The organism is Streptomyces sp. NPDC046122 (assembly GCF_056429965.1).
Genome location: NZ_JBWKLQ010000002.1, coordinates 364,010 through 387,601, shown reverse-complemented (window position 1 = coordinate 387,601; position 23,592 = coordinate 364,010). Strand labels below are relative to the sequence as shown.

The window sequence follows — 23,592 nt, the reverse complement described above, 5'->3', positions numbered from 1 at the left end:
CCCACTTGTGCCTCCAGGCGGCGGAAGTCGTGGAAAACCTGGCATTCGGGACGTGTTCCTCACCGAGGACACGGCCCCCATCGCCGTCGGCCACGAGGTGATCAGCTCCAGCGTCAACGCCGACCTCGGCGCACGCGTGCTGCGCGCCCTCGCGGCCGGCGGGACGAGGATGATCGCCCAGCGCTCCACCGGGTTCAACAACACCGACCTCGACACCGCCCGGCAGCTCGGCCTGACCGTCGCCCGGGTCTCGTACTACTCGCCGTACTCCGTCGCCGGCCGTGCTACACCGCGGGCCGGCGCAGCGAGAACGTGCTCGTCCCCGCAGAGGCCGAGGAGCGGTCCGGCGCGAGCTGACCCAGCAGTTCGCCGACGATACCCGTGCCCCGCAGCGTCAGCACCGACTCCGGGTGGAACTGCACGCCCGCGAAGCCCGGCCCGCGCAGCGCGTGCACCTCACCGGTGGCCGGATCACGGCTGACCTCGACGCCGTGCGCGGCCAGCTCGGCGGCCACCTCGTCGCCGCAGCGGGCGACGAAGCTGTTGTAGAAACCGACCGTCTCGGGGCGCCCGAAGAGGTCCACGCGCGTCTGCGCCCCCTGGTACGGGACCTGCTTGCGCACGGTCTCCAGGCCCAGTTCGGCCGCCAGCAGCTCGTGCCCGAGGCAGACCCCGAGCAGGCCGTGCCGGTGCTCGCGCACCAGCTCGGCGGCGAGCGCGCGCAGGAACCGCATCTTGGCGTCACCCGCGTCACGGGGGTCACCGGGCCCGGGGCCGAGCACCACGGGACCCTCGTGCGCGAGGGCGGCCGCCCGCAGCCCCGGCTCGTCGTACCGCCGTACGGTCACCTCGAGCCCCGACGAACGCAGCAGGTGCGCCAGCATCGCGGTGAACGTGTCCTCGGCGTCGATCACCAGCGCGTGCCCGGACAGGGACGCCGGCCGCTCCCGCATCCGCAGCCAGAACGGCGCGAGGAGGGCCCGCCGGGAGTCCAGCGCCTCCCGTACGCGCGGGTCGTCCGCCAGCCCCGGCCGTACGCTCTCGTGCGCCGGCCTGCCGGGACGCACCCCCAGCGCCGCGAGCACCCCGGCCGCCTTGGCGTGCGTCTCCGCGACCTCGCTGTCCGGGTCCGAGTCGCGCACCAGCGTCGCGCCGACCGGCACCCGCAGCCGGCCGTCGGACGCGATGTCGGCGGTCCGGATGAGGATGGGGGAGTCCAGGGTCTGCGCGCCGCCCGCGTCCCGGCCGATGAGCGCCAGCGCGCCCGCGTAGTAGCCGCGGCCGCCGGGCTCGTACCGCTGGATGACGCGGCAGGCGTTCTGCACCGGCGAGCCGGTGACCGTCGCCGCGAACATCGTCTCCTTCAGCACCTCGCGCACGTCGAGCGAGGAGCGGCCGCGCAACTCGTACTCCGTGTGCGCCAGGTGGGACATCTCCTTCAGCCGCGGGCCGACCACGACGCCGCCCATGTCGCCCACCGTGCACATCATCTTGAGCTCCTCGTCGACGACCATCGACAGCTCGGCGGACTCCTTGCCGTCGTCGAGGAAGTCGAGCAGGCCCTCGGCGCTCGGCCCGTCCGAGGGGTAGCGGTAGGTGCCGCTGATGGGGTTCATCACGACCGTTCCGCCGCTCATCCGCACGTGCACCTCGGGGCTCGCGCCGACCAGCGTGCGCTCCCCGGTGTGCACGACGAAGGTCCAGTACGCCCCCCGCTCGCCGGCGAGGAGTCGCCGGAACAGCGCCAGCGCGTCGGCCCGGGAGAAGCCGGGGACACGGCCCTCGAACGTGCGGCGGATGACGAAGTTGGCGCCCTCGCCCCGCCCGATCTCGTCCTCGATGACCCGACGCACGATTCCCGCGTACTCCTCGTCCGCCACGTCGAACGCCCCGCCCTCTACGCGCACGTCATGGGCGGGAAGCTGCGCGAGGGCCTCGTCGAGCGGCAGCGCGTGCGCCTCCTCGGCGACCAGGACGCTCAGCGGCGTCCCGTCGTCGCGTACGTCGAACCCACGCTCCCTGATCTGCCGGAACGGCACCAGCGCGAGCACCGGCAGGCCGTCGTCGCCGACCGGGACGTCGGCGAGGCGCGCGGCCTCGTGCACGTCGCCGATCAGCAGCTCGACCGTGTCGTGGTCGTGGCCGGGCGTCCGCCTGCGCAGGAGAGCGAAGGGGCGGGTGTCGTCGAGGAGGGAGGCGATGCGCATCGGTGGTGTTCCTTCCGGGGGGTCCGGCCGGTCCGGGCGGACACGGTCGGGTGGAGAGGAACAGCCCCTGGAAACACCAAAGGCCGCCCCTCGGGCGGCCTTCGCGGTTCGGTGTGCGCGCGATTGTCAGTGGGCCGCCGGATGAGCGGTCCACCACCAGTTCTGAGTCGTCTGCGCGAACATGCTCCGCACCCTAGCGGAATCGGGCGCGTGCGTCATGCGTGTCTCAGCGGCGCGTCAGCGCGTCGAGCGCCGACGCGAGGTACGCGCCGAGTTCGTCGCCCCGGGGCAGCACGGAAGGGGCGGCGTGGCCCAGCTGGGTGTGCCCCAGGTAGACGCTGTACGCAAGCAGTCCGCGGCGGCGCGCCTCCGGCTCGGGGAAGCCGAGGTCGGCGAAGAGCCGGGTCACGTAGTCGACCCGGCGCTCGGTCACCCGCCGCAGCGCCGCCGCGACCTGCGGGTGCGACGCGGTGGCCAGCAGGGAGACCTCCAGCGGGTCGTCGACGGCGGAGGCGGTGGCCTCGGTGAAGAGCCGGCGGATGCGGACGGCGGGATCGGGTTCGCCGTCGATCTCCGTGATGGCCGCCTCGGTGGCGGTCTCGGCCCACCGGGCGAGCGCGGCCTCGATCAGTGCCTCCCGGTTGGCGAAGTGCCAGTAGAAGCTGCCCTTGGTGGTGCCGAGCCGGACGGCGAGCGGCTCCACCGCGACGGCGGCGAGGCCGCCCTCGGCGATCGCGGCGAGCGCCGCGTCCGCCCAGTCCAGCGCGCTCAGCCGGACCTTCCTGACCTGATTCTCCCGCTGTTGTGCCATGACCGTACGGTACCGTATGGTCAACCGTACGCCAGCGTATGGAGGTTCGTCATGAGCACGATCCGGGATGTCCACGAGCGCACCGTCCAGGCCCCCGCGGAAGTGGTGGGCGCCCTGCTCGACCGCCTCTCCGCCGAGGACGACCCGGTCTTCCCCACGCCGGCCTGGGAACCGATGCGCTTCGACGGGCCGCTCGCGGTGGGAGCCGCCGGCGGCCACGGCCCGGTCCGCTACAGCGTCTCGGCGTTCGAACCGGGCCGCCGGGTCCGCTTCACGTTCGCGCCGCCGGACGACGGCTTCCACGAGATGACCGTGGAGCCGGTCGGCCCCGGACGCTGCCGCGTGCGGCACGTACTGGAACAGGACCTGCGGGGCGCCGGTCTGCTGATGTGGCATGCGGTGGTCAAGGCGGTGCACGGCACGGTGGTCGAGGAGGTGCTCGACAATTTCGAGCGGGTGGCCGCCGGCGGCGTGGAACGTCCCGTGCGGTGGTCGCCCTGGGTGCGGCTGCTGCACCGGCTGAACTGGGGCAGACCGGAGGCGGTCGCGATACCGCGGAGCGCCCGGCTGGTCCGTACCGCCCTCGACCGGCCCGCCTACCAGGACGCGTACCGGATGGAGCTGCTGCCCGGAATGCCGCGCGATCCCGACGGCTGGACGGGAATCCTGCGCGACGCCTTCCCCGTCGTGGCGCGTGAGGGCGGCGAACTGCTCATGAACGTCGACACGGCGGGCGTGCGGGCGCGGGCCTCCATCCTGGTCGACGCCACGCATGTGACGCTCAGCACGGTGGCGACGCCCGACACCGCACGCGGGCGGCTCTACTGGGCCGTCGTGAGCAGGGCGCATCCCCGCATGGCCCGCGCCGTGCTGCGTCGTACGCACCGCGCACTGGCCCTCGCGGCGCCGAGCGCCGGGGAGCGGGCCGTACGAGCGGTCGCCGTCTCATCAGGTGAGCCGGAGAATGGACATACGGGCTGACCCCGTAATGTTGTGAAGGTGACCGTGAACGCTAAGACCACCCCTGAGGGTGGCAACACCTGGCGAGACCTTCCCGCGGCGCAGCAGCCCGAGTACCCCGATGCCGAGGCTCTGCGCGATGTGATCGCGGACCTCGAGTCGTATCCGCCGCTCGTCTTCGCGGGCGAGTGCGATCAGCTGCGCGCCCGACTGGTAGCCGTCGCCAAGGGCGAGGCGTTCCTGTTGCAGGGCGGCGACTGCGCCGAGGCCTTCGACGCCGTGTCCGCCGACCACATCCGCAACAAGCTCAAGACCCTTCTCCAGATGGGCGCGGTACTGACGTACGCCGCGTCCGTGCCCGTCGTCAAGGTGGGCCGGATCGCCGGCCAGTACTCCAAGCCGCGCTCCAAGAACACCGAGACCCGCGACGGCGTGACGCTGCCGACCTACCGCGGCGACTCGGTCAACGGCTTCGAGTTCACCGAGAAGGCCCGGATCCCGGACCCCGAGCGGCTGAAGCGGATGTACCACGCGTCCGCCTCGACGCTGAACCTCGTACGCGCCTTCACCACCGGCGGTTACGCGGACCTGCGCCAGGTGCACGCCTGGAACCAGGACTTCGTGAAGTCGTCGCCCTCCGGGCAGCGCTACGAGCAGCTCGCCCGCGAGATCGACAACGCGCTGAACTTCATGAAGGCCGCGGGGACCGACCCCGCGGAGTTCCGCACCGTCGAGTTCTACGCCTCCCACGAGGCGCTGCTCATGGACTACGAGACCGCGCTGACCCGGGTCGACTCGCGTACGGGCCACCTGTACGACGTATCCGGCCACATGCTGTGGATCGGTGAGCGCACCCGCCAGCTCGACGGCGCGCACATCGAGTTCGCCTCGAAGATCCGCAACCCGATCGGCGTGAAGCTCGGCCCGACGACCACGGTCGACGAGGCGCTCAGCTACGTCGACAAGCTGGACCCGGACCGCGAGCCGGGCCGGCTGACCTTCGTCGTCCGCATGGGAGCCGACAAGGTCCGCGACAAGCTCCCCGAGCTGGTCGAGAAGGTCACGGCCTCGGGCGCGGCCGTGGCGTGGGTGACCGACCCGATGCACGGCAACACCTACGAGGCCGCCTCCGGCCACAAGACGCGCCGCTTCGACGACGTGCTCGACGAGGTCAAGGGCTTCTTCGAGGTCCACAAGGGCCTCGGCACGCACCCGGGCGGCATCCACGTCGAGCTGACCGGTGACGACGTCACGGAGTGCGTGGGCGGCGGCGACGAGATCTTCGTCGACGACCTGCACCAGCGCTACGAGACCGCCTGCGACCCGCGCCTCAACCGCAGCCAGTCGCTGGACCTGGCGTTCCTGGTCGCCGAGATGTACCGCGACCAGTAGGCGGTAGAAGATCAGAACGGCTGTGGGGCGCGGATCGAATGTGATCCGCGCCCCACAGCCGTATCCGGGGCTTTCACGTGCGGGGCGCGGCGGGTAAGGTTAGGTTGACCTTACCGATTGTTCGTCCCCCTCGCCCGTGTCAGGAGGTGTGCCGCGTGTTCGTCTGTTCCTGCTTCGGCGTAACGGATCAGCAGATCAAGGAGCACGCTGCCGCCGGTGCCTGCACTCCGCGCCAGATCGCCTCGGTCAGCAAGGCGGGGACGGACTGCGGCTCCTGCGTACGCACGATCCAGGGGCTTCTCGGCCGGGGCGCGTGCCCGCGCCGCGCCCTGATCGACAAGGGCGAGACGGCGCTCGCCGGAACGAGCCTCGCCGACACCCCCCTGCGCGAAGCCGCCTGACAGCGCGCGCTACCCCGGGTCAGCTCTCCGGCTGCTCGATCAGCTGGGCGATGTACAGCGACTCGCCGAGCTTCGTGACCAGCTCGAGCTGGGTGTCGAGATAGTCGATGTGGTGCTCTTCGTCCTTCAGGATGTCCTCGAAGATGTTCGCCGAGGTGATGTCGCCCTTGGCCCGCATGACCTCGATTCCGCGCTTGAGACGGTCGATCGCCTCGACCTCGATCTGCCGGTCGGCCTCGAACATCTCGGTGACGGTCTGCCCGACCCGCACGTGGAAGAGCCGCTGGTAATTCGGCAGGCCGTCCAGGAACAGGATCCGGTCGGTCAGGGTCTCGGCATGCCTCATCTCGTCGAAGGACTCGGCCCGGGTGTACTTGGCGAGCTTCGTCCAGCCGAAGTTGTCCTGCATTTTGGCGTGCAGGAAGTACTGGTTGATGGCAGTCAGCTCGGCGGTCAGCTGCTCGTTGAGGAATTCGATGACCTCGGGGTCGCCCTGCATCGCAGAGGCTCCTTCCAGGCGTAGTACTGGGCAGGTTTCGCGCATCCTTGCATTGCGGGTGAGGGGCGTCCAGTAAGTGCAGGCTTATTAGGAGTTGCCCCGGATAGCGTCGGACCTGGTCGTGACCACCCTTCGCCGTCTGTCACCATGGAGTCATGGGTCAGCCGGAAAGCCGGGAACATCACGAATCAGCGCAGCCCGAGCTTCCGCCGGGGCAGCGGCTGCAGCGTGGCTGGCCCGTCACCCACTACGGTCCTGTACCCAAATTCAAGCCGGATCGCTGGGAGTTCCGCATATTCGGTGCGACGGCCGACGGCGACAAGCACTGCTGGAACCACGAGCAGTTCTCGGCGCTCCCGTTCGCCACGGTCGAGGCCGATCTGCACTGCGTCACGAAATTCAGCATGCTTGGGGCCGAATGGGGTGGCGTCCTCGCGCGTACGCTCGTCGAACTCGCGCCTCCCGCACCGAACGTCACCCATGTCATGGTCTGGGCGGAATACGGCTTCAGCGCGAATATGCGGCTCGCGGACTTCACTTCGGACCGGACCATCTTCGCCACCCACAAGGGCGGGGAGCTGCTCACCGCCGAGCACGGCTTCCCGCTGCGCCTCGTGGTGCCGCACCTGTACGCCTGGAAGGGGCCCAAGTGGGTCCGGGGCGTCGAGTACATGACGGCGGACCGCCGGGGTTTCTGGGAGGAGCGCGGCTACCACAACGTCGGCGACCCCTGGCGCGAGCAGAGGTACTCGTACCAGGAGGAGCCCGGGGACGGCCCCGAGTTGTAGGACCGTCCGCCGGGCACGGGCTCCGTCGGTCAGTGGTGGTACCGGTGGACCACGGCGTGGCCCTTGCCGCGGCCGATCATCCACTTGTTGACGGGTGTGGTGACGACGAAGGCGGCGAAGAGCGCGAAGGCGAGTACGCCCCAGAACATCGCGTCGGTGAGATGGGCGTCCATGGCGCCGGGCCAGAGGGCCAGGATCCCGTTGTCGATCAGCTCCATCACGGCGATGGAGAGGGTGTCGGCGGCGAGGGCGACCCGGAAGGCGGTCCGGAAGTCGACGCCGGCCTTGAGGATGCCGCGCAGGGTGAGCGCGTAACCGAAGAAGAAGGCCAGCGTGATCGCCAGGATCATCGTCGACATGTTGCCCCAGCCGAGCGCGGTGCCGATGACCATGCCGAGCACTTCGCCGATGGCGCAGCCGGTGAGGCAGTGGAGCGTCGCCCGGGCGGCCATCGACCAGCTGACCTTGCCGTGGCCGGTGTGGCCGGTGTGGTGGGCGTGGGTGTCGTGGTCCGCGTGCGTCCCGTGGTTTCCGTGCGTCGCGTGACCCGCATACGCCTCGTGGGCGCCGTCCGTCGCGTGAACCTCGTGCCCCTCGTGGCCGTGGTGCGTGTCGTGCGCGTGTGCGTCGTGCTGCATGGTGAGCCCCCCGGTAGCGGTTCCTGCCTCTACGGCCGGAACCATATACCCACTGGGGGTATTCCTTGACGGTTTTCGGAAGTGCTCAGAAGTCCCGCAGCTCCTTCAGCCGCGCCACGTCCGCCGCGTGCCCCTCCTTGCCGCCGGGCGTCTCGATCGTCAGCGGCACGCCCTCGGTCGCCGGGTGCGAGAACAGCTCGCGGAACGGCTCGTCGCCGATGTGGCCGGAGCCGATGTTCTCGTGGCGGTCCTTGTGCGCGCCGACGCCCTCCTTGGAGTCGTTGGCGTGGATCAGCTTGAGCCGGCCCTCGCCGACCGTGTCCACCAGCAGGTCCAGCGTCTGCTTCATGCCGCCGGGCCCCGCGAGGTCGTGCCCGGCCGCGTAGATGTGGCAGGTGTCGAGGCAGACGCCGAGCTTGGGGTGCGCGTCGAGCGCCTCGAAGTACGGGCCGAAGTCCCAGGTCCGTGAGCAGAGCGAGGAGCCCTGCCCGGCCGTGGACTCGAGCAGCAGGAACGGGTCGTCGTCGTGGGTCAGCTCGTCGAGCAGCGGCAGCAGATGCGTGCGTACCTGTGCGAGCGCCTCGGAGCGCGGCCGGCCGCCGGTCGCCGAGCCGGTGTGCACGACCACGCCCAGGGCGCCGATCGCGCGGCCGCGCCGGAGCGAGTGCCGCAGTGACTCCACGGACCTCTCGACGGTCGCCTCGGTGTGCGAGCCGAAGTTGATCAGGTACGGGGCATGGACGTACGCCGGTATCCGCTCGGAGGCGCAGGCCACGCGGAACAGCTCGTCCTGGGCCGGATTTCCGGTGGGCGTCGCCCAGCCGCGCGGGTTGGCTACGAAGACCTGGACGGCCTCGGCGCCCATCTCACGGGCGTACGCGAGGCCGTTGGCGGCGAGGCCGCCGGCCACCGGCACGTGGCCGCCGACGGGGTTGCGGGAGGGGAAAGGTGCGTTGCTCATCGCCCTCAAGGATGCCAGGGCCGGTGTTCCCTTCCGGCCCACCGGCCCCCCGGGCGGCTACAGGCCGCCCTTGGTCCTGATGGTGATCGTGCTGCCCTCCGGGGCCTCGTCGCCCTCCTCGACCGACTGGGCGGCGATCTCGTCGCTGAAGGAGAGGAAGGGCCGGTCGACCTCCACCTCGAAGCCCGCGTCCTGGAGCGCGCGCTTCGCCTCGTCGAGGCTGTCACCGACGACGTCGGGCACCGGGAGCATGCGCGGCCCCTTGGACACGGTCAGCGTGACGGTGTCGCCCTTGGCCAGCCTGTCGTCTTCGGAGGCCGACTGCTCGGCGACCGATCCGGCCTCGTGCGGCGAGGTGACCCGGCCGGAGGCGACCTTCACGGTGAGCCCCGCCTCTTCCAGCGCGGAGGTCGCGTCCCGCAGGCTCTCACCGACCACGTCGGGTATGACGACGGGGGAACCCCTGCTCACGAGGATGGCGATCGCGGAGTCCGGGTGGCGCTCGACACCGGCGCGCGGGTCCGTCCTCACGACGGAGCCCTGCGGCACGTCCTCGCTGAACGTCCTGGTGACGATGCCGGGGGCCAGAGCGGCCTTCCTGAGCTCCGCCCTGGCCTTGGCGAGCGGCAGCCCCCCGACGTCGGGGACCTTCACGGTCTCGGGGCCGCGCGAGACGACCAGCGTGACGGAGCCGTTGTCCCGGATGCGGGCGCGGGAGGCCGGATCGCTGTCCATGACGGTGCCGCGCTCGTACGTGTCGCTGTACGCGCGCCGCACCTTCTTCACGTCCAGCCCCTCGGCGGAAAGCCGCTTGACCGCCGCCTTCTCCGTCTGACCGAGGACGGGGGGGACGTGGGTGAACTGCCCGGAGTTGATGTACCAGACCCCGGTGCCGACCCCCAGCACGAGCAGGACGGCGGCGACGACGGCGTACACGCCGCGCCCGGGCGCGAGAGCGCGGCGCGGGCCTGTCCGGCGCGGGCCCGGCGGCACGTCCGGGGACATCTGGAGGCGGCTGGTGCGGTTGAGGGGCTCGTCCGGGCCGCCGGCGCCGGTCACGCCCGGCGCCGGCGTCCCGTTCCCGACGGCGCGCGGGATCACGCTCGTACGGTCCTCGGCGCTGTCGTGCACCGCCGCGGCGCGGCCCTGCGGCGGCATCGCGTCGAGCTGTCCGTCGGTGAGCGCGGCGCGGGCGACCCTGGCCCGTGCGAGGAGGTCCACCGCGTCGTACGGACGGATCTCGGGGTTGCGCGCGGTCGCGCCCGCGACGAGTTCGTCCAGTTCCAGGGGGAGCCCGGGGACGGCGGCGGAGGGGGCGGGCACGTCCTCGTGGAGGTGCTGGTAGAGCACCTGCGCGGGGGTGCCGCCGGTGTGCGGCTTGGCCCCGGTCAGCATCTCGTAGAACACGACCCCGCAGGCGTACACGTCGGCGCGGGTGTCGGCGGCGCCGTGCTCTATCTGCTCGGGCGCGAGGTACGACACGGTGCCGAGGACGGAGCCGGTGGTGCTGGTGACGGTGTCCACGGCCCGTACGAGACCGAAGTCGGCGACCTTCACCCGGCCGTCGTCCCCGATCAGGACGTTCTCCGGCTTCATGTCCCGGTGGACGAAGCCGGCGCGGTGCGCGGCGCCGAGCGCGGCGAGTACGGGCTCCAGGATGTCGAGCGCCGCCCGGGGCTGGAGGGCGCCGCGCTCGCGGAGCACGTCGCGCAGGGTGCACCCGGCCACGTACTCCATCGCGAGGTAGACGTACGACCCGTCCGTGCCCTGGTCGAAGACGCCGACCACGTTCGGGTGCGCGAGGCGGGCCACCGACTTGGCCTCGCGGATGAACCGGTCGACGAAGGAGGCGTCCGCGGCGAGCGTGGGGTGCATCACCTTGAGGGCGAGCACCCGGTCGAGCCGGGTGTCGACGGCCCGGTAGACCGTGGCCATGCCGCCGACGGCGATGCGCGCATCGACGCGGTAGCGGCTGTCGAGCACGTGCCCGACGAGCGGGTCCTGAAGGGTCGTATCCACGGAGCGAGTCTACGAGCCGCCGCTGACAGGTCCTGCGGCCGCGGGGCGCCGGGGGCCGCATTGCAGCGGAGCTGTGACGCACCGCCGCGAGCGGCCCCCGTGCGGTGGCCGGCGGGGTCAGAACGCCGGGCGTTCCGGGTCCAGCACCGCCCTGCCCGCCGCGGGCGACGACGCCTCGGCGAAGTGCCGCCGGGGAATGCGCCCCGCCCGGTACGCCAGCCGCCCCGCCTCCACCCCGCGCCGCATCGCCTCGGCCATCAGCACCGGCTCCTGCGCGCGCGTCACCGCCGACGCCAGCATCACGGCCGCGCACCCCAGCTCCATCGCCAGCGTCGCGTCCGACGCGGTACCCGCCCCGGCGTCGAGCACGACCGGCACGCGCGCGTGCTCCACGATCAGCTGGAAGTTGTGCGGGTTGCGGATGCCGAGGCCGGACCCGATCGGCGAGCCCAGCGGCATGATCGCCGCACAGCCCACGTCCTCCAGCTTCCGCGCGAGCACGGGATCGTCGTTCGTGTACGGCAGCACGGTGAAGCCGTCGTCCACCAGCGTCTCCGCCGCGTCCAGCAGCTCGATCGGATCGGGCAGCAGCGTGCGCTCGTCGGCGACGACCTCCAGCTTCACCCAGTCCGTGCCGAGCGCCTCCCGCGCGAGGCGCGCCGTCAGCACCGCCTCGCCCGCCGTGAAGCAGCCGGCGGTGTTGGGGAGCACCCGGATGCCGAGCTTCTCCAGAACGGAGAGCACCGATCCCTGGACGCTCGGGTCCAGCCGCCGCATCGCTACCGTCGTCAGCTCCGTCCCGGACGCCACCAGGGAGCGCTCCAGCACGTCGAGGCTGGGCGCCCCGCCCGTTCCCATGATCAGGCGTGAGGAGAACGTCGTGTCGCCGATGGTCAGAACGTCGTCGGCCATGGGTTCAGCCTCCCTGGACTGCGGTGAGGACTTCGATGCGGTCGCCGTCACCGAGCGCGGTGGAGTCCCACCGCCCGCGCGGTACGACGGTTTCGTTGAGGGCGGCGGCGACCCCCGAAGAGGCGCTCGTGAGGGTCGCGACGAGCGCGCCCAGCGTCGTACCGGCGGCGACCTCACGGGTCTCGCCGTTCACGGAGACGGTCATGCGGGCTGCTCCTGCGGTACGGAGGCGGGGGGAACGGGAGAGGCGGACGGCGCGGGGGGCGCGAACCGCAGCGGGCTGAACGGGCGCGCCTCGGCCGGCAGCTCCCCGCCGGTCAGCACGGCGGCCATCGCGTCACCGGTGACCGGCGTGAGCAGGACCCCGTTGCGGTAGTGCCCGGTCGCCAGGTGCAGCCCCGCGAGCGCGGTCGGCCCCAGCAGCGGGGCGTTGTCGGGGGAGCCCGGGCGCAGCCCCGCGAGGGTCTCCGTCAGCGGCAGTTCGGTGATCCCGGGGACCAGCTCGTGCGCGTCGCGCAGCAGTTCGTACAGGCCTCCCGCGGTGACCGTCGTGTCCCAGCCGAGCTCCTCGCTGGTCGCGCCGACGACCAGCTCGCCGTTCTCGCGCGGCACGAGATAGACGTGGCTGCCCCGCACCACCGCTCGCACCGTCCGGCTCAGGAACGGCGCGTACGCGCGCGGCACGGTCAGCCGCAGCACCTGCCCTTTCACCGGCCGTACCGGCGGCAGCACGTCCTGCGGTACGCCCGCCAGCCTCCCGCTGAGACTGCCGGCCGCGAGCACCACCTGGTCCGCCGCCAGCTCCGTGCCGTCCGCCAGCACGGCCCCGACGGCCCGCTCCCGTATCACGGAGAGCCGCTGCGCCCGGACGCGGTGGCAGACCACCCCTTCGCGCTCGCAGGCCGTCAGGAGGGCCGCCGCCAGCCGCCGCGGGTCGACCTGGTGGTCGCCGTCGACCCGCAGGCCCCCGCGCACGCCCGGCGCGAGCATCGGCTCCAGGCGACGGCATTCGCGCCCGGTGAGCCACTCCGACTCCAGGCCGGAGCGGCGCTGGAGGGCGTGGAGTTCGCGCAGGTGGGCGCGGTCGTCCGCGTCGAGCGCCACGGCCAGCGTGCCGCACGCGCGGTACCCGGTGCCCTGCCCGCTCGCCGCCTCCAGCTCCGCGACGAAGCCGGGGTAGCGCGCGGCGGACGCGAGATTGAGCCCGAGCAGAGTCTCCTCGCCGTAGTGCAGTTCGGTGACGGCGGCGAGCATTCCGGCCGCGACCCGCGCGGCCCCGCCGCCCGGCTCCGGATCCGCGACGGCGACGCGCAGCCCCCGCTGCGCGGCTCGCCACGCCGTGACCAGGCCGATGATTCCGCCCCCGATTACGAGGACGTCTGATGTACGCGACATGGGCGTCCAGCCCCTCCCTTCGCCGGCATGACCCGGATCAGGTTCGTACGGTCGGAGGCCGCTCAGCCTCCCTCTCAGCCCGGTACGCCCGGACTCCCGCGAGTTTGCGCCTGCCGGGGGCCCGTGGATCTTCCCCGGACGCCGACAGTACGGTGGCCACCCTAACGCCCGGCCCCGACGCCCTGTAAGGGAGCAACAGCTGTGGCCCGCTCGCTCGACGGACTCGTCCTCTCCCCGGTGGCCGACCAGGCCCCGGGTCAGGTGGGCACGCAGACCCGGTTCACGTACCACGAACAGGACGGCCGGATCTGGGCCGAGTACGCGGGCGGCGACGTCGTGCGCGGCCACCTCGTCGGCACCCGGGAGGGCGACGCGCTGGACTTCCGCTACGTCCAGCTCAAGCACGACGGCACCACCTCGTCGGGCCGCTGCGCGTCCACCGTCGTCGGGCTGCCCGACGGGCGCGTACGGCTGGAGGAGACGTGGGTGTGGGAGTCGCAGGAGGGCAGCGGCACGAGCGTCGTCGAGGAGCTGCCGCGGTCCGTCGTGTGACGGTGTGTCAGAGATCTCCTGGACCGGCCCTCCGGGCGGCGGGGCGCGCCGTCCTAGAGTGACCTGGTGAGCGAGCAGATGCAGACAGAGCGGCACGCCGTCGTCGTCGGCGCGGGAATGGCCGGCGTGCAGACCGCCGTGGCGCTGCGCGAGCAGGGCTGGACCGGGCCCGTCACGCTGATCGGCGCCGAGCCGCACCAGCCGTACGACAGGCCGCCGCTGTCCAAGGCGGTGCTGCTCGGCCACGCCGAGGGGTCGGCCTTCGACGTCGACTTCGAGGTGCTCGGCATCACGCTCCGCCTGGGGCTCGAAGTCTCCGGTGTGCGCCCCGGCGCGCACGAGATCGACACCCCCTCGGGCCCGGTCCCGTACGACGTCCTGGTCGTCGCCACCGGAGCGCTGCCCCTCACCCTGCCCGGCGCCGAGGGCGTGCCCGGCGTCCACCTCCTGCGCACCCTCGACGACGCCGCCCGGCTGCGGCCCGTACTCGACCGGCAGCACGACATCGTGGTCGTCGGGGCGGGCTGGATCGGCGCGGAGTTCACCACGGCCGCCCGCGAGGCGGGCTGCGCGGTGACCGTCGTCGAGGCCGCCGACCGGCCGCTCGCGGGCACGCTGCCCGCCGACGCCGCGGCTCCCATGGCCGGCTGGTACGCCGAGAGCGGCGCCGAGCTGCTCACCGGCGCGCGCGTCGCGCACGTCGAGCCGGGCACGGTCGTCCTGGCCGACGGCCGGCGGATCGCGGCCGGCGCGGTGGTCGTCGGCATCGGCGCCCGGCCCGCGACGGCCTGGCTCGCCGGTTCCGGCATCGCGCTCGGCCCCGACGGCTCCGTCACCGCCGACGCCCATCTGCGCACCTCGCGTCCCGACGTGTACGCCGTCGGGGACTGCGCCTCCTTCCCCTCCGCCCGCTTCGGCGAGCGCCTGCTCGTCCACCACTGGGACAACGCGCTCCAGGGGCCGCACACGGTCGCGGCGAACATCATGGGACCGACGCCGAAGGAGTACGACCCGGTCCCGTACTTCTGGTCCGAGCAGTTCGGCCGGTTCGTGCAGTACGCCGGCCACCACGCCCACGCCGACACCACGGTGCGGCGCGGCGACCCGGCCGGCGACGCGTGGTCGGTGTGCTGGCTGCGCGAGGGGGCGCTCGTCGGGCTGCTCACCGTGGCGCGCCCGCGCGACCTCGCCCAGGGCCGCAGGCTCATCGCGTCGGGCGCGCGGCTGGACCCGGAGCGGGCCGCCGATCCGTCCGTCCCGCTCAAGTCCGCCACCCTTTAGGCGGGCGCCGCGGCCCGGACGGCAGGCCCCGACTACCGACTGTCAGTCCCAGGTGGCAGGCTTGTCCCGTGACCGAGATTGACGCAAAGATCGATGCTCTCGTCCCCGCCTGGCTCAACCTCCCCGACATCGCGGAAAAGCTCGATGTCGAGGTGACGCGCGTCCGGCAGCTGGTCAAGGAAGGCCAGCTGATCGCCGTACGGCGCGGAGAGAACAGGGTGCTCCAGGTGCCTGCCGCCTTCATCGACGGCGACAAGGTGGTCAAGGGCCTCGCGGGGACCCTGACGCTCCTGAGGGACGACGGCTTCTCCGACGAAGAGATGCTCGAGTGGCTCTTCACCCCCGACCCGACCCTGCCCGGCACCCCGGCGCAGGCGTTGAGTGAGAATCGCGGCACGGAGGTGAAGCGGCGCGCCCAGGCGCTCGCCGTCTGACCACTGCCGAGACAACCGACGCGGTGTACGGGCCCTCACCGGTCCGTACACCGCCCACCACCCGGGGGGACACCACCATGCCCGCGTCCACTTCCCTGCCCATGGACGGCGCTGCCGCGCGCGAGCGGCTCGCCGACGCCCGGCTGTACCTCTGCACGGACGCCCGCAAGCGGCAGGGCGACCTCCCGGAGTTCCTGGATGCCGTCCTGTCCTCCGGCGTGGACATCGTCCAGCTGCGTGACAAGGGCATGGAGGCCGGTGAGGAGCTGGAACACCTCCAGGTCTTCGACGACGCCTGCCGCAGGCACGGCAAACTGCTCGCGGTGAACGACCGCGCCGACGTGGCCCACGCCATCGGCGCGGGCGTGCTGCACCTCGGCCAGGGCGACCTGCCCGTCCCCGCCGCACGGGCGATCCTCGGCTCCGGCATCCTCGTCGGCCGCTCCACGCACGGCGAGTCCGAGGTCGACGCGGCCGTGGCGGAGCCCGGCGTGGACTACTTCTGCACGGGCCCCTGCTGGCCCACCCCCACCAAGCCGGGCCGGTACGCGCCGGGCCTGGGCCTCGTCCGGTACGCCGCCGGGCTGCGCCAGGAACGGCCGTGGTTCGCGATCGGCGGCATCGACGCGGGCAATCTCGACGAGGTGCTGGACGCAGGGGCCCGCCGGGTCGTGGTCGTCCGTGCCCTCACCGAGGCCGACGACCCGGCCGCCGCCGCCGCGGCCCTCGCCAAGAGGGTCCGGGCCCGCGCCTGACCACCGTCCGCCGGCCGGCGCCCGCCGACGTCCAGGAGTGTCCACGGCTGTCCGACAGGTGGACAATAATCCGGCAATATGGACAAAATACCCTCTATTGTTGGGTCCTCGCCGAGCCCTCGTTAACCTGCGGGTATGGCCCTTGGCACAGCTTCGACCAGGACGGATCACGCACCCACCGTGCGTGATCTGCTCGCGACCGGCAAAACGACGTACTCGTTCGAGTTCTTCGCGCCCAGGACCGAAAAGGGTGAGCGGAACCTCTGGAACGCGCTGCGCCGGGTCGAGGCCGTGGCCCCGGACTTCGTCTCCGTGACGTACGGGGCGGGCGGATCCACCCGGGCCGGCACGGTCGGCGCCACCGAGCAGATCGCCTCCGACTCCACGCTCACCCCGGTCGCGCACCTCACGGCGGTCGACCACTCCGTCGCCGAACTGCGCAACATGATCGGCCAGTACGCGGACGCCGGGATCCGGAACATCCTCGCCGTGCGCGGAGACCCGCCGGGCGACCCGATGGGCGAGTGGGTCGAGCACCCCCGGGGCGTGCGGTACGCCGCCGACCTGGTGCGGCTCATCAAGGACTCCGGCGACTTCTGCGTCGGCGTCGCGGCCTTCCCCGAGATGCACCCGCGCTCGACCGACTGGGACACCGACATCGCGCACTTCGTGGCCAAGTGCCGCGCGGGCGCCGACTACGCGATCACGCAGATGTTCTTCGATCCGGAGAACTACCTCCGGCTGCGCGACAGCGTCGCGGCGGCCGGCTGCGAGACGCCGATCATCCCCGAGGTCATGCCCGTGACCGGTGTCAGACAACTCGACAGGCTCCCCCAGCTCAGCAACGCGCACTTCCCGCCCGCCGTGAAAGAGCGGATCCTCGCCGTCAAGGACGATCCAGCCGCTGTACGCTCCATTGGCATCGAGTTCGCCACGGAGTTCTGCGCGAGGCTGCTCTCCGAGGGCGTACCCGGATTGCACTTCATCACGCTCAACAACTCCACGGCGACGCTTGAGATCTACGAGAATCTCGGACTGCACGAGCAGTCCTGACCGGCCGTACCCGCCACCCTCCACGGCGGCGGCCGTAGGAGAGGGGCGGGCATGGGCTGGGCGGTCCTCTACATCGCGTTCGGGGTGGTCGCACTGTGGCTGCTCGGCGAAGTGCTGTTGCAGTACAAGGCGCGCCTCAGATGGCGGTTGCTGGCCTTCGCCGGGTTCATGGGCGTGGTCCTCGGCGTGCTGATGCCGTCCGTGTTCGTGATCGCGGGCGGCGCCGTCGCCTTCGCGATCGGCCAGACGTACGTCACGCTGTCGTTCCGCCGGGGCTTCTCGACCGGCTGGGCCATCGGCGGCAAGCCGGGCGAGAGCCGCCGCCGCAAGCGCGGCGCCCGGCCCGTCGAGCAGGAGCCGACGCTGGAGGTGTCGGACCTCGAGTACGAACCGGTCGCCCCCGCCGAGCCGGTGTACGCCCCGACGCAGCCGGTGCCCGAGGAGACCGGGCAGTACGGCGTGTACGACGTGGCGGCCTACGCCGCCCAGCAGCAGTCGCCGAACGAGGCCTTCGCGGCCGGTTACGGCGGCGGCTACGACACCTATTCCGGCTACGACCAGCCGCACCAGGAGACGTACGGCGGCCCGTACGACTACCCGGCGGATCAGCAGCAGTACGCCGCCTACTCCGACCCGTACATCGGCACGCAGCCGTACGTGACGCCGCAGTACGGCGGGCAGGACGAGTACGCCGGCCAGGACTACGGCGCGCAGCACTACGGCAACGACACGCCGCCCGGCGGGGTCTGGGTCCCGCAGCAGCGCGACGGGGAGCAGCCCTTCGGCGGCGAGCAGCAGGCCCAGGCCCCGTACCCGAGCGGCTACGACGCCACCGGCTACAACGAGCAGTACCGCTACTGATCCCGGTCCGCCGCGCTCGGCGGACTTTGCCCCGCCGTTCCTACTGAGAGCCGCGGAAGCTCTCTCCCTCGACCAGGAGCCCCGCCACCAGAGCCCCGGACATCCCGGCGTGCGCCAGCCCGCCGCCGGGGTGGGCCCAGCCTCCGGCCAGCAGGAGGCCCGGCAGCCGCGTGCTGTTGGCCGGGTGCAGCAGGCGGCCTCCCCCGCCCGCCAGCGAGGGCGGCGGCACGGCCCCTCCCGGAGCCCCGGTCTCGGCCGCGCTGTCGGCCGGAGTGCGGACCTCCCGCCACAGCAGGCGCTCGCGCAGGTCGGGCACGGCCGCGAGGGCGGCATCCGTCATCGCGTCGGCGCAGCGCGCGACGCGCGCTGCGTCCGTCCAGTCGACGGGCCCCTGCGCCGCGACGGTCGCCGTGAGCGTGACGGCCTCGTGGGCGTCGTCCGGGCGGGTCAGCGGGTCGTCCGGACGCAGCACGGTGACGGTGGGGCGCTCGGTGTGCTCCCCGGCGAAGGCGGCCGACGCCTCCGCGCCCGCGTCGGGGGAGTGGACCACGGTCCGGTGGGCGGTCCCCTCCGGGCGGCCGCCGCGCAGCGCGAGGAGGAGCGTCAGCCGGCCCGGCGGAACGGGCCCCGGAGCGACGTCGCCCGCTGCCCACACCTCGCGCCCCGGCGTCATGCCGGCGAGCAGACGCGGGTCGCCTCCGAACACCACCGAGTCCGCTGCGGCGACCGTGCCGTCGGCCAGCTCCACGCCCGCCGCCCGGCCGTCCTTCTCGGTGACCGCGACGACCTCGGCGCCGAAGGAGAACTCCACCTTCCGGGCCAGGCACCGCCCGTACAGCGCCCGCGCCAGCTCCCGCATGCCGCCGCGCACGTACCAGCTGCCGAAGGTCTGCTCCATGTACGGCAGCACGGCGGCGGCAGCGGGCGCGGTGCGCGGATCGAGCCCGTACGCCAGGGCGTGGCCGTCCAGCAGGGCGGCGAGCCGGGGCTCGGCCAGCTCCCACGCGCCGATCTCGGCGACGGTGGCGGCCAGCCGGTCGCGCCGCAGCATCCTGCGCACGCGCACCGACGGATACGGGTCACGGCCGAGCACCTGCCAGTCGGGCCACAGCGGTTCTTCCAGCAGCGGGCGTCTGGTCCGGTCCCAGGCGTCGCGCGCCCGGTTCAGGAACGCGCCCCAGCGTTCGCCGGCACCGGAGCCGAGCGCCGCGTCGAGCGCCGAAACGATCCCCGCCCGGGAGGCGTTGGGCAACGAGACGTCCGTACCGTCGGCGAAGAGGTGGCGGCTCGCCGGGTCCACGGGGACCAGCTCGACGCACTGCTCCAGCGACTCCTTGCCGGTCTTGGCGAACAGGTCCCGGTAGACGGCGGGCAGGTGCAGCAGGCCCGGCCCCGTGTCGAAGACGAAGCCGTCCCGTTCGTACCTGCCCAGCGCTCCGCCGTACGTCGCCGCGCGCTCGTACACCGCCACGCGGTTGCCCGCGACGGCGAGCCGGGCGGCGGACGCCATCGCGCCCATCCCCGAGCCGATCACCACAATCCGTGCCATGCCAGGGACTTTATCGGCCGCCACTGACAGTCCGGCGGTGGCCGGGGAGTACGGGAGCGGACGTGCTCGTCACCAGCCGCCGTCCGGGGCGGCTGGGGTGGGGCACCCAGGTGTGAGTATCCGTACCTAGTACGCGAGATGAGTAGCTGCGCGGATGGGCTGCCACCTGCGCGGACGGAAGAGTGGGGACCACGGAAGGGGCGCGGCGCCCGCACCGCCGACACGGGGCGGCGGAGCGGCGCGGCTCCCCTGCCGGAGCGGGGGCGCACGACGGGGGTCGGGGGACCCGCGGGGGGCTGCGGCGAAACGCCGGTCGGGCGGGGCTCGGGGGGATCGAGCCTCGTGGGACCGGCGTTTCGCCGTCCGGGGCCGCTGTCCGAGGCCGCCGTCCGGCTGCTCCGCGGCGGCGTCGGCGTTCGTTCCGTACGGCGGCCGTTTTCCAGCGGCTCACCGGCAGCGCGTCAGCGGCGGCCGCTGACCCGGCCGTGCAGCAGCAGGGACAGCGCGGAGTGCACGTCGTCGATCGTCCGCTCGCGCTGGAACGCCTGCCAGTCCAGCGCCGCCACCAGCACCATGCCGACGAGCGCGGCCGCCGTCAGCGGGATGTCGATCTCCTTGCTCAGCTCGCCGTTCTCGACGCCCTCGCGCAGCACCGTCTCGACGACGGCGACGGCCTCCTGCCGCACCACCAGGAGCGTCGACTGCCAGGCCCTGTTGGTGCGCCACAGCTCGGCGACGTACAGCTGGGTGAAAGCCGGATAGCGGTCGATGAAGCCGAGGCCCGCCCGGATCATCGCGTCGAGGGCCTCCACCTTGGTGCCCCCGCGCTCCGCCGTCTCGTCCGCCGCGGCCCGCAGGGACGCGGTGAGGAGCCCGACTCCGTGCCGCAGCAGCTCCTCGAAGAGCTCGGTCTTGCTCTTGAAGTTGTAGTAGACCGTGCCCTTGGCCACCCCGGCGCGCTCGGCGATCTCGTCCACCGTCGTCGAGGAGAAACCCTGCTCCGCGATGAGGGTGACCGCCGCCTCGTAGAGCTTCTGCCGGGTGACCTCGCGGCGCGTTCTGCTGCTGTCCATGGTCATGATTCTCACAGGCTGAGCTCCGGGTGGAGACGGTCGAGCGTCCAGACCTGCTTGCGCCGGGCCGAGACGGCCGTCAGTGCCAGCGCTCCGGCGGTGAAGGCGACCAGCACGACGCCGCCCGTCCAGACCGGCTCCAGGCCGCCGCCCGTGATGAGCCGGCGCAGGCCCTCCACGACGTACGTCATCGGCAGGAAGGGGTGGATGGCGTTGAAGAAGCCCGGACTGGTCTGTACGGGGTAGGTGCCGCCGGCGGAGGTCAGCTGGAGCATCAGCACGGCGAGGACGAGGATGCGGCCCGCCGCGCCGAAGCGCGCGTTCAGCCACTGCACGATCGCCGCGAAGCACCCCGTCACGAGCACCAGGAAACCGATCGTTCCCGCGGCGCGTTCCATCCGCAGGCCGAGGCCCCAGTGCAGTACGGACATGAGCGCGGCCACCTGCAGCACCCCGAGCGCCGCCACCGGCAGCCAGCCCGCGAGCGCGATCCGCCAGGCCGACGCCCCCGCCGCGAGGGCACGGCGGCTGAGCGGCGGGATCAGCATGTACGCCACCATCGCGCCGACCCACAGGGACAGCGGGATGAAGTACGGGGCGAAACCGGTCCCGTAGTTGGGCGCCTTGTGCATCGACTGGGAGGCGAGCTGGACCGGGTCGGCCATCACGCCGGTGCGCTGGTCGCGCTTCTCCTTGTCGTAGTCCGGGATCTTGCCGACGCCCTTGTGCAGGCCGCTGGCGAGTTCACCGGAGCCGTCGACGAGCTTGATCAGGCCGCCGTTCAGCTCCCCGGCGCCCGTCTTGAGCCGCCCGATGCCGTTGTCGAGATTGCCGGCGCCGGTGTCGAGCCGTCCGATTCCGCTGTCCAGGTCGGTGGCGCCGGTCTTCGCGGTGGCCAGGCCCGAGTCGAGCCGGGCCGCGCCCTGGGCGACCTTCTTGGCGCCGGCGTTGAGCGCGTTGACCTTGTCGACCGCGCTCTTCAGGTCCTCGTCGAGATGGGGGGCGCGCGCCGACAGCTCGCGCGCCCGCTGCTGGAGTTTGGCGAGGTCCTTGTCCAGCTGCGTCAGATCGCCGCGCTGGTTCTTGATCAGGTTGTTGACGTCGGCAGAGATGAGCGCCGTGTTCGCGGCCGCCTTGTCGGCCTTCTTCAGCTGCGGGCAGGCGGGGTCGTCGAGGGGCTGGTTCACGCAGAGCGCCTCGTAGACGGTGTGCAGCTCGTCGGCAGCCACCCGGGAGCCCTCGGCCGCGACGGGCGCGGCCTTCACGAGCGTGCCGAGGTTCTCGCGCACGACACCGGTGCTGTCGGCGACGAGCTTCGCCGTGTCCGCGACCGTTCGGCCGTTGTCCCTGAGGTACGGGCCGAGGCCGTTCCCGACGCGGTTCACCTTGTCCGCGAGCGTCTGCGTGCCGTTCGCGACCTGCTGCGAGCCGCTCTTGAGGTCGCCCGACCCCTTGTGCAGCTTCCTCAGCCCGGCCGCCAGCTCGCCGCTGCCCTTCTTGGCGTCCTTGAGGCCGTCGGCGAGGTCCCGGGAGCCGGCCTTCGCCTTGTCGATGCCGCCCTTGAGGTCACCGGAGCCCTTCTTCGCCTTCCCGATCCCGCCCTTGATGTCGTCGGCGCCCCTGGCCGCCTTCGCCGTGGAGTCGTGGATGTCGGAGAACGAGATGAAGATCTTGTCGAGGAACGAACGCGAGGCGTTCTTCGAGGCGGCCGTGCGCACCTCGGCGAAGACCGTTCGCGAGATCTGCCCGACGATGTAGTTGTTCGCGTCGTTGGTGCGCACCTGCAGGGCGCTCGTCTCGGGAACGTCGCCCGAGCTGGAGGCGATGCGCTCGCTGAAGTTCTCGGGCATGGTCAGGGAGAGGTAGTACGCCCCGTCCTCGACGCCCCGGCGGGCCTCTCCGGCGCTCACCTCGTGCCACTCGAAGACCTTGCTGTCGAGCAGCTTCCCGGTGATCTCGTCGCCTGCGGCGATCTTCTTGCCGCCCGCCTCGGCGCCCTTGTCGTCGTTGACCAGGGCGACGGGTATGCGGTCGAGCCTGCCGTACGGGTCCCAGAAGGACCACAGGTACAGCGCGCCGTACAGCAGGGGGAGCAGCAGCAGCGCGACGAGCGCGGCGCGCGGCAGCTTCCCCCTGCCGAAGCGCTTCAGCTCAAGCGCGGCCAGCTTCGGCGATCGCATCGTCCGCCCCCTCCTCGGTGTCGTCGGTCTTGTCTGCGTTGTCTGCGTCGGTGTCGTCCGCGTGGTCGGTGGTCCGGGGGTCGTCGCTGTCGCTGTCGCAGCCGTTGTCGCAGCCGTCGTCGCTTCCGGCATCGGGCTCCGGTGCGGGTGCGGTCTCGGCCGTCTCCCCGGCGCCGACCGTTCCGGTGGTGACCCGCACCGCGTCGTCGGGCGTCTCGCTGCACACCGCGAGGACGGTCGTCCCCGCTCGGCTGACGGAGCGCAGCAGCTCCCAGGCGAGTGCGCGTTCGGCACCGGACAGCTTGAGGTCCAGGTCGTCCACGGCGAGCAGCCGCGGCCTGCCCATCAGCGCCAGTCCGACGGACAGCCGCAGCGCCTCGAGGCGCTCCAGGTCCCGTACGGACGTACGGGACCCCTTCGGCAGGGTCTCCAGGTCCAGCCCCACCGCGTCCAGGGCGGCGTCGATCCTGGCTTGCGCCTCGGCGGCGCGCTCGGCGCGGGGCCGCAGCAGCGTGCGCAGCGAGCCGTCGAAGCGGCGCTGGAGCAGCGCGCGCTCCCGCAGGTGCTCGGCGACGGTGAACGCCGGGTCGAGCTCGTTGACGCCGGTGACCGGCCCCAGGGCGCTCACGCGGCGTACGGCGGCCATCTTCTTCGGCAGGCGCAGGCCGCCGACCTCCGCGTGCCCCTCGGTGGCGCGCATGCGGCCGGTGAGGGCGAGCAGGAGACAGGTGCGGCCGGAGCCGGAAGGGCCCTCGACGGCGACGAGCGCGCCGGGCTCCGCCGCGACGCGCACGCCGCGGAACGCCCAGCCCCTCGGGCCCTTCAGCCCGAACTCCTCCGCGGTCACAGCTGCCCCGTGCGGGCTGTCCAC

Annotated in this window: 24 protein-coding genes, 1 pseudogene and 1 riboswitch; of the genes and pseudogenes, 11 read left to right on the top strand and 14 right to left on the bottom strand. The window is 72.3% G+C overall.

Going from position 1 to position 23,592, the window contains the following annotated elements; all coding sequences use genetic code 11:
- Nucleotides 1–49: 49 nt before the first annotated feature.
- Nucleotides 50–287, top strand: a pseudogene (locus tag AC07FK_RS06605) (2-hydroxyacid dehydrogenase); the annotation flags it as partial.
- On the opposite strand, the gene AC07FK_RS06600 reads toward AC07FK_RS06605, so the two are convergent.
- The 3 genes from AC07FK_RS06600 to AC07FK_RS06590 form a co-directional block, all read right to left on the bottom strand.
- A complete protein-coding gene (locus AC07FK_RS06600; protein ID WP_479103163.1) occupies nt 285–2,207 on the bottom strand; it encodes an anthranilate synthase family protein in 1,923 nt (640 codons plus the stop codon). The pseudogene AC07FK_RS06605 and the gene AC07FK_RS06600 sit on opposite strands and share 3 nt — an antisense overlap.
- A 126-nt stretch (nt 2,208–2,333) precedes the next feature.
- On the bottom strand, nt 2,334–2,390 hold the full coding sequence (locus AC07FK_RS06595; protein WP_078513512.1) for a trp operon leader peptide: 57 nt from the start codon (nt 2,388–2,390) through the stop codon (nt 2,334–2,336).
- A gap of 43 nt (nt 2,391–2,433) precedes the next feature.
- Entirely contained in the window at nt 2,434–3,018 is a 585-nt protein-coding gene (locus tag AC07FK_RS06590; protein WP_479103162.1) for a TetR/AcrR family transcriptional regulator, read from the bottom strand.
- 51 nt (nt 3,019–3,069) lie between these two features.
- Between AC07FK_RS06590 and AC07FK_RS06585 the strand changes: the two genes are divergently transcribed.
- The 3 genes from AC07FK_RS06585 (at nt 3,070) to AC07FK_RS06575 (ending at nt 5,771) form a co-directional block, all read left to right on the top strand.
- Nucleotides 3,070–3,999 carry an SRPBCC family protein gene (locus tag AC07FK_RS06585; protein WP_479103161.1) on the top strand — a complete coding sequence of 310 codons (930 nt, stop codon included), beginning with the start codon at nt 3,070–3,072 and terminating at the stop codon, nt 3,997–3,999.
- A gap of 18 nt (nt 4,000–4,017) precedes the next feature.
- Entirely contained in the window at nt 4,018–5,370 is a 1,353-nt protein-coding gene (locus AC07FK_RS06580) for a class II 3-deoxy-7-phosphoheptulonate synthase (RefSeq protein WP_479103160.1), read from the top strand.
- Nucleotides 5,371–5,516: 146 nt separating this feature from the next.
- Nucleotides 5,517–5,771: a (2Fe-2S)-binding protein gene (locus AC07FK_RS06575; protein WP_479103159.1), complete on the top strand. Its 255-nt coding sequence runs from the start codon at nt 5,517–5,519 to the stop codon at nt 5,769–5,771.
- 19 nt (nt 5,772–5,790) lie between these two features.
- Here the strand turns inward: AC07FK_RS06575 and bfr are convergent, their stop codons facing one another.
- Nucleotides 5,791–6,270, bottom strand: a complete 480-nt coding sequence (gene bfr, locus AC07FK_RS06570; protein WP_479103157.1) for a bacterioferritin — start codon at nt 6,268–6,270, stop codon at nt 5,791–5,793.
- Nucleotides 6,271–6,425: 155 nt separating this feature from the next.
- On the opposite strand from bfr, the gene AC07FK_RS06565 reads away from it, so the two are divergent.
- Nucleotides 6,426–7,058 (top strand): sulfite oxidase-like oxidoreductase, encoded by a 633-nt coding sequence (locus AC07FK_RS06565; protein ID WP_479103155.1) that lies wholly within the window; start codon nt 6,426–6,428, stop codon nt 7,056–7,058.
- A 29-nt stretch (nt 7,059–7,087) separates the two neighbouring features.
- Here the strand turns inward: AC07FK_RS06565 and AC07FK_RS06560 are convergent, their stop codons facing one another.
- From AC07FK_RS06560 to thiO, 6 genes are all read right to left on the bottom strand, one after another.
- Complete coding sequence (locus AC07FK_RS06560; RefSeq protein WP_479103153.1) at nt 7,088–7,696, bottom strand: DUF4396 domain-containing protein; 609 nt, start codon at nt 7,694–7,696, stop codon at nt 7,088–7,090.
- Between the two features lie 85 nt (nt 7,697–7,781).
- Nucleotides 7,782–8,657 carry a deoxyribonuclease IV gene (locus AC07FK_RS06555; RefSeq protein WP_479103151.1) on the bottom strand — a complete coding sequence of 292 codons (876 nt, stop codon included), beginning with the start codon at nt 8,655–8,657 and terminating at the stop codon, nt 7,782–7,784.
- Nucleotides 8,658–8,714: 57 nt separating this feature from the next.
- Entirely contained in the window at nt 8,715–10,676 is a 1,962-nt protein-coding gene (gene pknB, locus AC07FK_RS06550; RefSeq protein WP_479103149.1) for a Stk1 family PASTA domain-containing Ser/Thr kinase, read from the bottom strand.
- A gap of 117 nt (nt 10,677–10,793) precedes the next feature.
- A complete protein-coding gene (locus tag AC07FK_RS06545) occupies nt 10,794–11,588 on the bottom strand; it encodes a thiazole synthase (protein ID WP_479103147.1) in 795 nt (264 codons plus the stop codon).
- 4 nt (nt 11,589–11,592) lie between these two features.
- Nucleotides 11,593–11,793 (bottom strand): sulfur carrier protein ThiS, encoded by a 201-nt coding sequence (gene thiS / locus AC07FK_RS06540; RefSeq protein WP_479103145.1) that lies wholly within the window; start codon nt 11,791–11,793, stop codon nt 11,593–11,595.
- Entirely contained in the window at nt 11,790–12,983 is a 1,194-nt protein-coding gene (thiO, locus tag AC07FK_RS06535) for a glycine oxidase ThiO (RefSeq protein ID WP_479103143.1), read from the bottom strand. Before thiO ends, thiS begins: the two co-directional genes overlap by 4 nt.
- A riboswitch (TPP riboswitch) is annotated at nt 12,980–13,093 on the bottom strand. Its footprint overlaps the gene before it by 4 nt.
- Nucleotides 13,094–13,184: 91 nt before the next feature.
- Between thiO and AC07FK_RS06530 the strand changes: the two genes are divergently transcribed.
- The 6 genes from AC07FK_RS06530 to AC07FK_RS06505 all read left to right on the top strand — a co-directional run bounded on the left by AC07FK_RS06530 (nt 13,185) and on the right by AC07FK_RS06505 (nt 17,919).
- Nucleotides 13,185–13,535, top strand: coding sequence for an avidin-fold protein (locus AC07FK_RS06530; protein ID WP_479103141.1), 351 nt, complete (start codon nt 13,185–13,187; stop codon nt 13,533–13,535).
- Between the two features lie 78 nt (nt 13,536–13,613).
- Nucleotides 13,614–14,816, top strand: coding sequence for an NAD(P)/FAD-dependent oxidoreductase (locus AC07FK_RS06525; protein WP_479103917.1), 1,203 nt, complete (start codon nt 13,614–13,616; stop codon nt 14,814–14,816).
- Nucleotides 14,817–14,884: 68 nt separating this feature from the next.
- Nucleotides 14,885–15,250: an Rv2175c family DNA-binding protein gene (locus AC07FK_RS06520; protein WP_028811436.1), complete on the top strand. Its 366-nt coding sequence runs from the start codon at nt 14,885–14,887 to the stop codon at nt 15,248–15,250.
- Nucleotides 15,251–15,327: 77 nt separating this feature from the next.
- Nucleotides 15,328–16,005 (top strand): thiamine phosphate synthase, encoded by a 678-nt coding sequence (gene thiE, locus AC07FK_RS06515; protein ID WP_479103139.1) that lies wholly within the window; start codon nt 15,328–15,330, stop codon nt 16,003–16,005.
- Nucleotides 16,006–16,140: 135 nt separating this feature from the next.
- Complete coding sequence (gene metF / locus AC07FK_RS06510; RefSeq protein WP_479103137.1) at nt 16,141–17,058, top strand: methylenetetrahydrofolate reductase [NAD(P)H]; 918 nt, start codon at nt 16,141–16,143, stop codon at nt 17,056–17,058.
- 51 nt (nt 17,059–17,109) lie between these two features.
- Nucleotides 17,110–17,919 (top strand): hypothetical protein, encoded by an 810-nt coding sequence (locus AC07FK_RS06505; protein WP_479103135.1) that lies wholly within the window; start codon nt 17,110–17,112, stop codon nt 17,917–17,919.
- A 40-nt stretch (nt 17,920–17,959) separates the two neighbouring features.
- On the opposite strand, the gene AC07FK_RS06500 is transcribed toward AC07FK_RS06505, so the two are convergent.
- From AC07FK_RS06500 to AC07FK_RS06485, 4 genes are all read right to left on the bottom strand, one after another.
- Nucleotides 17,960–19,468, bottom strand: a complete 1,509-nt coding sequence (locus tag AC07FK_RS06500) for a phytoene desaturase family protein (protein ID WP_479103133.1) — start codon at nt 19,466–19,468, stop codon at nt 17,960–17,962.
- A 461-nt stretch (nt 19,469–19,929) separates the two neighbouring features.
- The gene (locus AC07FK_RS06495; protein ID WP_479103131.1) at nt 19,930–20,541 is read right to left on the bottom strand and encodes a TetR/AcrR family transcriptional regulator; all 612 of its coding nucleotides are present in this window, start codon (nt 20,539–20,541) and stop codon (nt 19,930–19,932) included.
- 11 nt (nt 20,542–20,552) lie between these two features.
- Nucleotides 20,553–22,721 (bottom strand): YhgE/Pip family protein, encoded by a 2,169-nt coding sequence (locus AC07FK_RS06490; protein WP_479103129.1) that lies wholly within the window; start codon nt 22,719–22,721, stop codon nt 20,553–20,555.
- Entirely contained in the window at nt 22,693–23,592 is a 900-nt protein-coding gene (locus AC07FK_RS06485; RefSeq protein WP_479103127.1) for an ATP-binding cassette domain-containing protein, read from the bottom strand. Before AC07FK_RS06485 ends, AC07FK_RS06490 begins: the two co-directional genes overlap by 29 nt.